This is a genomic window from Wolbachia endosymbiont of Drosophila bicornuta, assembly GCF_028982105.1.
Taxonomy (GTDB): Bacteria; Pseudomonadota; Alphaproteobacteria; order Rickettsiales; family Anaplasmataceae; genus Wolbachia; species Wolbachia pipientis.
The window spans coordinates 1-12,585 of record NZ_JAPQLF010000087.1 but is presented as its reverse complement, the minus strand read 5'-3'; the positions used below and the strand labels follow the sequence as shown (position 1 = coordinate 12,585).

Annotated in this window: 12 protein-coding genes, 1 tRNA gene and 2 pseudogenes; 10 read left to right on the top strand and 5 right to left on the bottom strand. The window is 34.1% G+C overall.

What is annotated here, in order from left to right; all coding sequences use genetic code 11:
* Window positions 1–650: 650 nt before the first annotated feature.
* Window positions 651–779, bottom strand: a pseudogene (locus tag OZD68_RS02475) (DnaJ domain-containing protein); the annotation flags it as partial.
* 624 nt (window positions 780–1,403) lie between these two features.
* Here OZD68_RS02475 and recA point away from each other — a divergent pair.
* The 6 genes from recA (at window position 1,404) to plsY (ending at window position 7,543) form a co-directional block, all read left to right on the top strand.
* Window positions 1,404–2,471, top strand: coding sequence for a recombinase RecA (recA, locus tag OZD68_RS02470; protein WP_010963008.1), 1,068 nt, complete (start codon window positions 1,404–1,406; stop codon window positions 2,469–2,471).
* Window positions 2,472–2,658: 187 nt separating this feature from the next.
* The gene (locus OZD68_RS02465; protein ID WP_007548750.1) at window positions 2,659–3,351 is read left to right on the top strand and encodes a phosphatidylserine decarboxylase; all 693 of its coding nucleotides are present in this window, start codon (window positions 2,659–2,661) and stop codon (window positions 3,349–3,351) included.
* Window positions 3,348–4,118 carry a CDP-alcohol phosphatidyltransferase family protein gene (locus OZD68_RS02460; RefSeq protein WP_182309752.1) on the top strand — a complete coding sequence of 257 codons (771 nt, stop codon included), beginning with the start codon at window positions 3,348–3,350 and terminating at the stop codon, window positions 4,116–4,118. The genes OZD68_RS02465 and OZD68_RS02460 overlap by 4 nt, the downstream gene beginning before the upstream one ends.
* A gap of 22 nt (window positions 4,119–4,140) precedes the next feature.
* Window positions 4,141–5,484: an alanine/glycine:cation symporter family protein gene (locus OZD68_RS02455; RefSeq protein WP_182309751.1), complete on the top strand. Its 1,344-nt coding sequence runs from the start codon at window positions 4,141–4,143 to the stop codon at window positions 5,482–5,484.
* A 1-nt stretch (window position 5,485) separates the two neighbouring features.
* Window positions 5,486–6,952, top strand: coding sequence for an alanine/glycine:cation symporter family protein (locus OZD68_RS02450; RefSeq protein WP_182309750.1), 1,467 nt, complete (start codon window positions 5,486–5,488; stop codon window positions 6,950–6,952).
* Between the two features lie 12 nt (window positions 6,953–6,964).
* Window positions 6,965–7,543, top strand: a complete 579-nt coding sequence (gene plsY / locus OZD68_RS02445; protein ID WP_182309749.1) for a glycerol-3-phosphate 1-O-acyltransferase PlsY — start codon at window positions 6,965–6,967, stop codon at window positions 7,541–7,543.
* Between the two features lie 27 nt (window positions 7,544–7,570).
* Here the strand turns inward: plsY and OZD68_RS02440 are convergent, their stop codons facing one another.
* The 4 genes and pseudogenes from OZD68_RS02440 to OZD68_RS02425 form a co-directional block, all read right to left on the bottom strand.
* Window positions 7,571–7,696 carry a hypothetical protein gene (locus OZD68_RS02440; protein WP_259366070.1) on the bottom strand — a complete coding sequence of 42 codons (126 nt, stop codon included), beginning with the start codon at window positions 7,694–7,696 and terminating at the stop codon, window positions 7,571–7,573.
* Between the two features lie 67 nt (window positions 7,697–7,763).
* Window positions 7,764–9,512, bottom strand: a pseudogene (locus OZD68_RS02435) (hypothetical protein).
* A gap of 52 nt (window positions 9,513–9,564) precedes the next feature.
* Window positions 9,565–10,461, bottom strand: a complete 897-nt coding sequence (locus tag OZD68_RS02430; RefSeq protein ID WP_182309746.1) for a cation diffusion facilitator family transporter — start codon at window positions 10,459–10,461, stop codon at window positions 9,565–9,567.
* 26 nt (window positions 10,462–10,487) lie between these two features.
* A tRNA-Val gene (locus OZD68_RS02425) sits at window positions 10,488–10,560 on the bottom strand.
* 250 nt (window positions 10,561–10,810) lie between these two features.
* Here OZD68_RS02425 and OZD68_RS02420 point away from each other — a divergent pair.
* From OZD68_RS02420 to OZD68_RS02405, 4 genes are read left to right on the top strand one after another with little or no spacing between them, the layout of a single operon-like run.
* The gene (locus tag OZD68_RS02420; RefSeq protein ID WP_259366068.1) at window positions 10,811–11,398 is read left to right on the top strand and encodes a hypothetical protein; all 588 of its coding nucleotides are present in this window, start codon (window positions 10,811–10,813) and stop codon (window positions 11,396–11,398) included.
* A 32-nt stretch (window positions 11,399–11,430) separates the two neighbouring features.
* Window positions 11,431–11,637: a hypothetical protein gene (locus OZD68_RS02415; protein ID WP_259366067.1), complete on the top strand. Its 207-nt coding sequence runs from the start codon at window positions 11,431–11,433 to the stop codon at window positions 11,635–11,637.
* Window positions 11,610–12,185, top strand: coding sequence for a hypothetical protein (locus tag OZD68_RS02410; RefSeq protein ID WP_259366066.1), 576 nt, complete (start codon window positions 11,610–11,612; stop codon window positions 12,183–12,185). The genes OZD68_RS02415 and OZD68_RS02410 overlap by 28 nt, the downstream gene beginning before the upstream one ends.
* Window positions 12,186–12,202: 17 nt before the next feature.
* Window positions 12,203–12,358: a hypothetical protein gene (locus OZD68_RS02405; RefSeq protein WP_182309745.1), complete on the top strand. Its 156-nt coding sequence runs from the start codon at window positions 12,203–12,205 to the stop codon at window positions 12,356–12,358.
* Window positions 12,359–12,585 lie beyond the last annotated feature (227 nt).

Genomic DNA, 12,585 nt, shown 5'->3' with positions numbered 1-12,585 from the left:
ATTTTCATTAAAAGACAAACGTAGAAGGGCTAGAGTATCCACTTTAACCTCTCTAAATTTGCTCACAATCCCTTAACTTGACGCGTATGGTGGCTATAACAGCCCTAATGCGTAAAATTATAGTAATTGCTAACACAAGACTTAAAGAAGCAATTAATTTGCATACTTAAAAATCTTCACAACTGTAACTGAAATTGGCTAATGAATATGTGCGTCCACACAGACTTAAAGCACATATTCATTAGCTTAAGCAGAAATTGCTGTGGTAGCTGTTTGATATAAAATTCTATTTCTATGACAAACGGGTTTTTATTGCCCATATAATTTGCAAAATTACACAAATAAAAAAATTTTTAAAAAACATAGTTGATACCATTAATTATTAAAAATGCAATTGATGTGAAGGATACTAAAAGAACTCCTAAGAGATTTGAATAAGAAGAATATTTTACATAAGCAGTTACATTATTGTTAATTGACTGCTGCTTATTATAGAGTTTATTTCTGCACTTATCATCTAAGTATTTTTGCAATTCTTCATAACTGCGACTCCACAACTTACCGCGTAATTCTTTTATTAAATTATTTCTTTTATTGAGACCTTTCTCCAATGGCTCTATTATAAATTCTTCAAAAAATGGCTTATTTAATGCAATAACCTTAAATTTCTCCTCCGCTTCTTTATTGTTTGGGTTTTTATCTGAGTGATATTTTAACGATAATTTACGGTATTGTTGACTAAGCTTTTTCTTAATATTCTTAATGTCAGAATTTACCACATCCTCCTTTTGAATATTAAATGTTAAAAACAACTGCTTTAAAGCGTGGTACTCATTTTCATTCAAAACATTTCTAGCCACATTACACCTACAAATTAACTAACTATTAATGTTCTATAATATACATATTTCCAAACTATGTCAATTATTTCATAAATATCTTTGGTAAAAATTATTTCTGTTATGACTAGCATGATAAGTGTATGAAGCGACTAAAATTGTCATTACAGCGCTTAGTGTACGACAGTGCTCCAACATTTAGGGTTGCAGTTTTCATGGCAGATCTGAGTAGCTGACCCATCTAAGAGGTGTCATTCAAGTAGCTGACACTGGAATGGCTTTGTTGCATCGCACCTTATACGGTAGTAATTTACAATAAATTCATGTAGCCATTTCGAATTTAGTCATTTCAGTGTTGGCTACTTGGATGACACCACCTGCTATGCTGCAAATTGCAACGTTCGTACACTAAAGTATAGTGTGTTACTAACGAAGGCAAACAAATATCTGCTTTATGAAAACGTTAATATTTTTCATTGAAATAATACATAAATACTAGAAAAACCTTGGCAGGTTATTCGCGTTTGATTATCATAGAGAATTATATAAATTAATAAATGATCTATGGCAAGTAACCCAGAAGAAAGAAATAGTGATAAACAAAAAGCGCTAGATAACGCAATAAGCCAGATTGAAAAAGCATTCGGTAAAGGTGCAATAATGAAGTTGAAGCAAAACCCTGTAGAAAAAATAGACACAATATCCACAGGATCAATTGCGCTTGATTCGGCTCTAGGTGTTGGAGGTCTGCCAAAAGGGCGTATAATTGAAATATTTGGCCCCGAGAGTTCTGGTAAAACCACTCTTGCCTTGCACGTGATTGCTGAAGCACAAAAAAAAGGAGGATCATGCGCATTTATCGATGCAGAACATGCATTGGATGTCTTATATGCTCGTAAACTTGGGGTAAGCACTGATGATTTAGTGATTTCACAACCAGACACTGGAGAGCAGGCGTTGCATATTGTTGAGTATTTAGTGTGTTCTGGTGCGGTTGATGTGATAGTTATTGACTCTGTCGCAGCATTAACTCCAAGAGCTGAAATTGAAGGTGATATGGGTGATCAACATATGGGGCTGCAAGCAAGGCTTCTAAGTCATGGGCTACGGAAACTAACCTCTGCCGTTTCAAAAGCGAACTGTATATTGATATTTATTAATCAAATTCGTATGAAAATAGGAGTAGTGTATGGAAATCCTGAAACTACCACGGGTGGAAATGCATTAAAATTCTATACTTCTGTAAGGCTTGATATAAGAAAAGTTGGTGTAATAAAAGACAAAGAAAATATTACAGGTAATGAAACAAGAGTTAAAGTTGTAAAAAATAAAGTTGCTCCTCCATTTAGAGAAGCGAAATTTGATATAATGTACAATGAAGGTATATCAAAACTCGGAGAAATAATAGATATGGGAGCAAAGCTTGGTGTGCTTGAAAAAGCAGGCGCTTACTATTCATATAACAACACACGTCTTGGGCAAGGAAGAGAGAATGTAAAAACTTACCTAAAAACAAACAAAGAAGTCGCAAATGAAATAGAAACGAAAATCAGAGATTTACTCAGAAATCATGATAATTCTATCATAATAGACGAGGATAGTGAGCAACTTTTAGAAGAATCAGTTTTCTGATCTAAACTTAGGCATTAGATTTTGTGTTGGACGGGTTGTTACAGTATGACGGTAATTCTGTGTGCTAATATAACAATCTGTAATGTTACCTTGTATCAAAAAGACTTTGCTGAAGCAGTTAAAAAAAGCTTTTCATGAGAAATTATAAATGATAAATTGTCAACAATAGGTTATTGTTAATAAGATTATGTGTTTTGGTTTACCTAATATAAACAGGGAAGGTTATTCATTTATAGTAGTTTCCTTTATAGTAACGTGTATAGCATTCTCTATATCTTGGGGGTTTGGCGTTACGTGCTTGTTTCCGACATTATTGTGTACTTATTTCTTTCGTGATCCAGCAAGAGCTGTGCCAAACAATAAGAATCTTATATTAAGTCCTGCTGATGGTGTGATTTCAAAAATTGAAGAAGTTAATTATCCTTTATCAGCAGAAAACGGAGAGGAGAAGAAGTTTACGCTTGTTAGCATATTTTTAAGTGTTTTGAACGTCCACGTGAACCGTATACCAATATCTGGTACGATAAAGGAAATGAGTTATAAAAAAGGCAAGTTTGTATCCGCAATGAGCAATAGGTCTAGTAATGAAAATGAAAAGCAGGTTATTGTAATTGAATACGAAAAGGGGAAAGAAATTATTGTGGAGCAAATAGCTGGATTAATTGCACGTCGTATCGTTTGTAATTTAGGAATATCCCAGAACGTAAAAGCAGGTGAAAGGTTTGGAATTATAAGGTTTGGCAGTAGAGTGAATATCTATGTTCCTGCTGATACAGAAGTCAGAGTTTCAGAAGGGCAAACTGTTATTGGTGGTGAAACAATTATAGCAAACTTAAATAAGGAAAACGTTCAAGAGAAGCTTACTTTTGACGTTATATGAATAACGATGGAAGTAACAGTAGATTCTTACCTATTACTAAATTATTCCCAAACTTTATAACTTTATTGGGTTTATGTTCTGGTCTCACTTCACTTAAATTTACATTTAATGAACAATTGGAATTCTCAGTAATTTTTATCATCATTGCAGCAGTAATAGATGGAATGGATGGCAGAATAGCTAGAATTCTAAAATCAACTAGCGATTTTGGAGCCCAACTTGATTCTTTTGCAGATTTTCTAAATTTTGGTGCAGCGCCTGCATTTCTTTTGTATTTTTGGAAGCTAAACGAAATCAAAGTCATAGGTTGGATTTTAGTAATGATATACGTAATCTGCATATCAATAAGACTTGCAAGATTTAATGTTTCGCTACACTCAGAACAACCATACTGGGAAAAATTTTTCTTTTCTGGTGTTCCAGCTCCAGTGTGTGCTTTACTTTCTTTGTTACCAATAATTATTACCTTTCAATCTCATGAGAGTGAATACTTACTTCTCATAGAGCGATTTTTTAACACAAGAAACGTAGCTTGTTACTTTCTGGCCATTTCATTTTTTTCGATAAGTCACATTCCAACTTTCTCTGCAAAATATATTTATATTCCCAAAAGCCTATCCTATATATTTGTGTCATTTTTTGGAGTACTTATTGTATTTTTCATCAGTAAGCCCTGGATGACTCTACCAATTTTAGGTATAGTGTATACACTTACTATTCCAATAAGCATCGGGTTTTACATATATTTTACATATAAAACTCGTTAGCTAACAAAAAATAGAAAACTGCATGATTTTGAAGATAAGTGAACTATTAAATTCATTTCTGTATATAAAGATATTCAACATTCCATTTATAATTATTTGGGTAATTGCAACTGGAATCTTTTGTACTGCCCAGTTCAAATTCATTAACTTTAGGTTACTTAAATATGGAATACAGACGCTATTCAATCTAAAGTGTAATAACAGCAACAATGGCATAATCACTCATATTCAAGCGTTTGCAACAGTAATTTCAGGAACAGTTGGTCTTGGAACAATATCAGGAGTTGCAATAGCTATCACAATAGGGTGCCCAAGTGCAGTTTTTTGGATGGTAATTACCGGAATACTTGGTATGTCGATAAAGTTTGCCGAGGTGGTGCTTGCATTTACTTATCGCTCTGAAAATACAACTGGCTGGGCTTTTTATTACATGAAGTACGGGCTTGCAAAAATTGGATTTGCAAAAACTGGTAGATTTCTTGCCTTCACTTATGCGATTATGCTACTTATTGCAATGATTTTGGGCGGTATACCATTTCAAGCAAATCAAATAGCAGCACTATCAAATAACCTCCTAGAATACAACGCATCCATTATTATATCCATGCTTGTCTTTATTGTAATATTGGGAGGAATAAAGCGCATTGCTTTCGTTTCAACGAGCTTAACACCAATTATGATAGTGCTATATGTCGGTATGTGTATATATTTAATTTATGTAAACGGAAGTAATTTGCTGAATGCTCTATCCATAATATTCCAAGATATCTTCAATAAATCAGCTATAGGAAGCGGAGTATTGAGCGGATTAATAGCCGGAGTGAGAAGATCAGTGTTTGCTAACGAAGCAGGTACCGGAACAGCAGCTATAGCACATTCAGCTGTAAAAGAAGAAGATCCAATTAAAGTTGGGTACGTTGCAATGATTGCACCACTTATAGACACAATATTAATCTCATTTTTGACTGGTATTGTGATAATTATCACTGGTATGCATAGCACTGATAACGTGGGTGATATTACACTAATTAGTTCGATATTTTCAACAGCTTTGCCCTTGTTCATCAAGTTAGTTTTTCCGCTAATGATGTTTTCCTTTGCATTTTCCACAATAATAGCTTATTGTTACTACTGTGAAGTTGCTTTGCTGTATTTATTTGGTAGTAAAAAAATACTGATACCGTTCCAAATTCTTATAGTGGTTTCAGTGTATATCAGCTGTATGTCAAAGAATATAGAATTTATATCTTATCTAGGTGACAGTTTGTTTATGTGCCTTATGATTCCAAATGCTGTTGCAATATATCTACTAAGAAGGGAAGTTTTGAATACAATAGATTCTTGTTACAATTCTAAAGGGTATTAACATGATTTATAGATTGCTTTGTATGGTGTTATTTTGCCTATTGTTTAATGATGTGTACGCTGCTTCAGGTTTTTACGAAAGTTATGACGCTGTGTTGAATGGAATAAATAACTTCATGAATGAAGTACTGTTTTTCAAGATCCTTTACGTGCCATTTATAATCCTTCTACTAGTTTTTGGTTATATGTTTCTAACATTACGTTTTGGATTTCTCAACATAAGAATGTTTAAGCATGCGTTTGCTATTTTGTGTGGAAAATATGACACGAATCACCATGATGGTCATATTACGCATTTTCAGGCATTTATGACTGCACTTTCAAGCACAGTAGGCCTTGGAACTGTTGCTGGAGTCGCAATTGCAGTTTCAATGGGTGGACCAGGAGCGGTGCCTTGGATGATGATTACAGGTTTTTTTGGTATGTCAGCAAAATTTGCTGAGGTAACGTTGGCGTTTAGACATAGAACAGAAGATCAGGACCAATTGTTTAGTGGTCCCTTTCAGTATATAAGGAATGGTCTGGAGGAATTTGGATTTAAAAAACTTGGTATTGTGCTGGCTGCCATGTATGCAGTATTCTTTGTATTATCAGGTCTTGGTGGAAGTGTAGCGTTTCAAACCAACCAAATGGTTTCAATATTATCTGGCTATTCAAGTTGGGTAGATGGTCACTCTTGGTTTCTTTCTTCCATAATTTCTGCGCTGCTTGCTCTAGTGATTATTGGCGGAATTAAAAGGATAGCTAGAGTATCTTCTGCACTAGTGCCTATTATGTCACTTATATACATCTTTAGTTGTATTATTATTATTGCATTTAATATTCATAACCTTGGTTATACGTTGAAAATATTATTTTCCACTATGATAGATTTCAATGCTGTTGGCGGAGGGATGGTAGGAGCATTTGTTGCTGGAATTCAAAGGGCAATCTTTGCCAGCGAAGCAGGTGTTGGTTCTGCTTCAATTACTCATGCAACAACTAAAGATGAAGAACCAGTAAGAACTGGACTAGTCGCTATGATAGAACCATGCTTTGACACAATGTTAATTTGCTGTTTAACAGGAATAACAATAGTAATAACAGGTGCATACCAAACAGGTGTTGGTGAGGGAATATTAATTACTCACAAAGCATTTGAGACAGTTTCTCCATGGTTTCCTATCCTTCTAACAGTAGCTGCTCCTTTGTTTGCATTTTCTTCAGTAATTTCGTTTGTATATTGTTGTGAAATGGGGTGGCTATATTTATTCGGTGTAAAAAGTATAGTGATATACCGCATAGCGGTAATAATTGTGGCGTTTTTCTCTGGTCTTTCTAAAGATATAATGGCTATTGCCAATATCGGTGGAACTTTATTCTCTTGTTTAGCTCTCATCAACATGACAGCGCTTATACTGTTTAGTAATCAGATTAACGATGAAGTTCAGTGCTACCTAAAAAGGCTGAGGAATAATAAAATTAATTAGGTTCTTGGTATAATGGAAAAGCATGTAGTCCTTATACTGTCCTACATACTCGGTTCAATACCGTTTAGCTTAATCATTACAAGAATAAAAGGGATAAACTTAAGAGAAGTAGGTTCAGGAAACATTGGTGCTACAAACGTTGCAAGGACGGGAAATAAATTTCTTGCTGCTTTGGCATTATTTCTGGATTCCTTTAAGGGATTTATTGCCGTTTATATAGCACAACAATTTTGTGATAATAACGATTTTTATATATATGTATCTGCAATTTTAGCAGTTTTAGGACACATGTTTCCTATTTGGCTAAAATTCAGTGGAGGAAAGGGCGTTGCAACCACTCTAGGGATACTGATAGCATTTAACATCGATATTACTTTAGTATTCGTAATAATTTGGATAATAGTCTTTCTTGCCTTTAGATGCTCTTCCCTTGCTTCACTCAGTGCTACTTCAACGGCTGTAGCATGGTCCTTTTTTTTTCAGAGGAATTTGTTCCTAACATTACTAATTATAGGAGCACTGGTCTTCCTAAAACACCACAGAAATATTGTGAATCTTCTGCAAGGTAAAGAGTATAAATTTTATAGATAATGTACTGCCAAATTATTGACACTTAAACTACGAGACAAATTGCTTGACGGTGTGATTTTGTCCTCTTTGTTTAAGTCTATGATTTTTGCTTTTGTTATATTCTCTACTTCTTGAGGTGTTATAGCTCTTTTTACAATAATCCGAACAGATCATAATATGCTACTGCTCTACCATAGCCATAAGCACATATCTTATCCTATTCGGACTATTGCGAGAAGTGCTATAAAAGACCATCTTCAATGAATTCCTTTTTTGTTTCTCTTATTTTTTCATAAAGTTGAGTAACGTGATCTTTATTTCCTTCATATACACTTTCAATTTCTAACTCTAGCTTATGTGAAGCTCCTTTTTTTAACATTTCATCCATTGCTGCTTTTGTTACTTTTAACCTTTCTTGCAAAATTTTCTTTATTTTTTCCTTATCATTTTCGTTATTTTTACTGAGTTCTACATATACCCTATAACATCTTTTTTCTCTTGGGAGCATTCTTAACCCATCTAACATGCTAATTATCTGACCTTCAATAGTCTTCTCAGCCTTTAATTTAAATTCTGCTACTTCTTCTATTATCTTATTAGCTATTCTCTTAGCTCCATCCAAAGATGAATCCTTGAGAGAAAAATCTGTCTCGAGTAGATCTCGATTTAATAGCTCTAAGAATACTTTTTTTCCGATGTTTTCGAGTAAACTTTCTTGGTCATCTAAATCATGCTCCTGCAGTTTATTTCTCATGTGCTGAACCAGCTCACAACATTGTAATTTATTTAACTTTATAGAGCTAATATTTTTCATTAACGTCAGCACAATTTGTTCACTATATTGAGAAGTAATACTCAATAATTTTCTCATTAAAGGAATACTTACTTCTGAAATAAAATCATCAACTATTTTTTGACTTTCATCGTCTTCATAACCATTTCGAACGTCATACCAAGCCTTAAGAATTTCTTTATTGTTTTTCTTGTTTTTTAACCTGTCTAACATAAACTCACGTGCTTTATTTTGTGCTTCTGAGAGCAACATTTCCCTTGGGGGAGTAAATCTAATTTCTGGATCAGGATGAATACCCTCTAGCGTGCTTAACATTCTATAGATAATACCGGTGAAGCAAGTGTTAGGAATTCGCTCTTTTCTAGAGAAAGTTTGGCTATCAATTAAATTAGAAATCAATGCATCCTTTTTACTCTTAACGGCTTCTCCGTCTCCATCATTGCAAGCCCTTAAAACTAAAAGCAGAACCTGCCCACCTGTAAAGCCGGAGCTATGCTTTTGATCATCTTTGCAAAAGTCATCTAAAAATGCAATTACTCTTCCTTTATCCTCATCACTAAACTCATATGAATTGTTTATATATCCAATGAATTGAATATATTCATCATTTTTGATTACGTCTTCAGGTACTTGTTCACTATACTTACCTTTTAATTTATCAATATTTTTAATGATATCATCATTTAATTGATGGGGTAGTAAATGTTCAAGCTTAACATCAAAACTATTAACCATACCACGTAAATTCTCTTTTATACCTTCCAAAAAGAAATTTATAGAAGCTTTAAGCAGCGTAAATGGGTTAAAATCTTTTGGCCTTAGTTCACTCTGCAATAAAACTAATAGCATTGTAAGTGGTATAGTTCCCAGTAACGAAATAAGCAAGAAAGTGGTAGTGAAAGTTAGATATGTTATGAAAGCAGAAAACAAGAGGAAGGCTGCTACCTTGATTGTATTGTTTTTAAAAAATATTTCCCAATATTCCCTTTTGCTCATTTTTTGCTGTTTTGCCGTTTTTATTTCTTTGTAGATATAAAGAGTTTTAATTTCAGACCTGAAGAACATAGTACCAAGAGAAAAAAGAACATTAACAGGATTAGTGATAATGCTTAACGAGACAAAAGCTCCAAAGTAGCTAACAAATTTTAGCTTACTAGAATCCTTTGAAGGAAATTATATTTGAGAAATACCTATCATAGCTTACCTTCGACATCATTACACTCTAGTAATAGCATAATAATTTAAAACGTCAATGTTTAAGTATCTTATTATCCGCACACTCATCGTATTCGATCTCGACTGTAGAGTGTGCTATCTCGAACTTATCTAGCAATATTTTTTTTATTTCATATAAAACATTGGTGTGCTGCACATTTTGCTTTATTTTAGCATGCATGGTAATTATAAAATAATTATCAGACAGCGACCATGTATGTATGTGGTGCACATCTATCACTTCAGGTAATTCTGATGTGATCTTACTTTTTATCTCTTCAGCAGATATACCCTCAGGCGTACCTTCAAGGAGTATATGGCAAGAATTTTTGAGAATTTTATAGCCGCTATTTAGAATTATCACACTAACAAATACTGATAAGATTGGATCTACTATTTGCCATCCAGTAAGCATGATAATTATAGATGCAAGTATAGCAGCTACAGAACCTAAAATATCTCCTATAACGTGTAGTACAGCACTTTTTATGTTTATATTGCTCTCGCATTTACTATGTAATATAAAAAAGACTATTATGTTAGAGACAAGACCGAGTGTAGCAATTATTAACATTACTTTCCACTCAACATTGACTGGAAAAATAAACCTCTTTATTGACTCAATTATAATGATTACTGCAATGAGGAATAGAGTTAAACCATTAACAAATGCTGCAATTATCTGCAACCGATGATATCCGTATGATCTCTGCAAATCGGATTTCTTAGCTGAAAACCTATGTGCTAACCAGCTTAAAACCAAGGCAAAGAGGTCAGTGAGCATATGCCCTGCATCTGATAATAGAGCAAGCGAATGTGAAATTATTCCACCTACTATTTCCATAAACATTGTTATCGCAACTATTATTATGGAATAGATTAAGCGCTTGGACTGCGCTGCTGAGCGTTTACCGTTATGCACTGCTGTCATATAAAATCTTTTCATAAAAAAAAACGTGGGTAACACTGGGTTCGAACCAGCGACCGCTTGCACGTCAAGCAAGTGCTCTACCAACTGAGCTAATTACCCATCGTGGTTTTAGTATAGTGCTTTGGTGGAATGAAAGTCAATAAACCACTTTGCTTTTGTCCTTGTCCAATGTGATTCCGGAATATAGCTGTATAGAATTTCAGCCATATTCTAAATTTTACATATTAAGTTAACTATCTATACTTTATTTATTAAGATATAAATCATATTAATACAGGGATTTACGTTTTTTTTAGGGAAATTACTTTATGCTTGATATTGAAAGATCAGCAAATTAGAGGTTAAAATTATGACAATTAGTCAACAAGTAAATAAAAATATAATTAAAGCAGAATATTTCAACAATAACGGCAAAGGGTTTAATTCGCCACATGTTATAGAAGTTGAAGATTTAAATATTAAAGTAGAGGTTTATTCTCACAATTTAAGAGCAAGTAAAGTTGCTAACATTGAAAGTGAGATAAGAGAAACAGCTACTAATTTTAAAAACGCATTCGAGTTAGAACGCGGCAGTTCAGAACAAACATTTAAAATTTACATGTTTGATGACAAGGATGATTACACTCACCTTGGCGGAAGCGAGCGTTTCGGTTCTTACCTTGGAGACGAAGGTGGTAAATGTTACTACAAAGGGAAAGCTGACGTTTTTGCTGAAATGTACGTCTACCAGCAAGGTGGCATTCATAACCTTCAGCATGAATTTGCACATGGTTTAACTTACTTGGCTACAGGAGGCAAATCTTTACCTACAGTATTAATGGAAGGAATTGCAGACTACTTTGAGCATCATTCAGATCATAAATTCAATTCTCAAGGATCAAGTATCGACAAAACTGAAGCTGCAAATTTGGATTTAGATAAAATTTTAAGTTTATAGCTCTTTTTACAATAATCCGAACAGATCATAATATGCTACTGCTCTACCATAGCCATAAGCACATATCTTATCCTATTCGGACTATTGCGAGAAGTGCTATACTACTAATGTTGTTGCACAAGCTGCTGAAGAGAAAACTGCATCAAACGACAATAGTGAAATGCAGTCTGATCAGCCACAAATTCCAACAAGGGCAAAAAGGTCAGCTTCAGTGGAGGAGAAAGAGCAAGAACAGGTAGTATTAAAAGACACAATTCTCAAAATAGAAAAGAGCTACGAGCAGGACTCAGAAGGGAAGCATAAGGCAAATGTAACGATAAATTATAATGATGTGAAAGCCTTGTATGATAGAGCGGAAGGAGCAGAAAAGCAATCTGTGTTAGATTTTTGGAACAAACTGCACACATCAGATTATAAGGTTGGTGCTTTGCCGGAAGACAAATACTATTTTGAAAAAGGCAAATTCGTAATCCACGATAGTGGCACAAAGAAGCTTATAGTGTTACCTGAAGATAAGGTGTCCATCAAGATAATGAAGGATGGTGATAGTTATAGTTTAGCTATATCAAGTGGTAATGGCAAAGTAATAAACAGCATTAGTAAAATAGATAATCCAAATTACGAATTGCTGTCAGATTCAAGTCATTTCAATTCAGGGGAGCAAGATAATATTGTATTATCAGATCAACATCACGAATATAATCTTTATCTAGAGAATGGTTTTGTGAAAATGTTCGATTGCGCAAGCGATCACATTTATCACGACCACAACTCGGCCTATATCTAATACATACAAGGAGGGCAGTGCCCTCTTCTTGTCATTCCAGTGTCAAGCACTGCCGTCTTGGATGGAAACCAGCGTCACGCGCTGGAATGACAGGGTTTGTCATCCGAGTAGCCCCTTCGGTGTCATCCCAGTGCCCAGACACTGGGATGGCTTTGTTGCATCGCTACTTATGAAAGGCTAACTATAATCAGGATTATAAGCAACTTATTGAAAATCTTGTTTTTTTGCAATCAATCTGATCAAATTTAAGAATAGTAATTTNTTATTTATATTAATAAATTTAATTCTATTGAAAATAGCTAAAGCATTGAAATTCTTGAATTTTAGCCAGATTGGTAAATGGTAGTGAAATTTCTTTTACTCAAATTTAGGTATTCATTGACCGTTCTTGTTATAAATA

Bases quoted from the DNA above. Each gene is read 5' to 3' on its own strand.
- recA (WP_010963008.1), top strand. From the start codon at position 1,404: ATGGCAAGTAACCCAGAAGAAAGAAATAGTGATAAACAAAAAGCGCTA.
- OZD68_RS02465 (WP_007548750.1), top strand. From the start codon at position 2,659: ATGTGTTTTGGTTTACCTAATATAAACAGGGAAGGTTATTCATTTATA.
- OZD68_RS02460 (WP_182309752.1), top strand. From the start codon at position 3,348: ATGAATAACGATGGAAGTAACAGTAGATTCTTACCTATTACTAAATTA.
- OZD68_RS02455 (WP_182309751.1), top strand. From the start codon at position 4,141: ATGATTTTGAAGATAAGTGAACTATTAAATTCATTTCTGTATATAAAG.
- OZD68_RS02450 (WP_182309750.1), top strand. From the start codon at position 5,486: ATGATTTATAGATTGCTTTGTATGGTGTTATTTTGCCTATTGTTTAAT.
- plsY (WP_182309749.1), top strand. From the start codon at position 6,965: ATGGAAAAGCATGTAGTCCTTATACTGTCCTACATACTCGGTTCAATA.
- OZD68_RS02440 (WP_259366070.1), bottom strand. From the start codon at position 7,696: ATGATCTGTTCGGATTATTGTAAAAAGAGCTATAACACCTCAAGAAGT.
- OZD68_RS02430 (WP_182309746.1), bottom strand. From the start codon at position 10,461: ATGACAGCAGTGCATAACGGTAAACGCTCAGCAGCGCAGTCCAAGCGC.
- OZD68_RS02420 (WP_259366068.1), top strand. From the start codon at position 10,811: ATGACAATTAGTCAACAAGTAAATAAAAATATAATTAAAGCAGAATAT.
- OZD68_RS02415 (WP_259366067.1), top strand. From the start codon at position 11,431: ATGCTACTGCTCTACCATAGCCATAAGCACATATCTTATCCTATTCGG.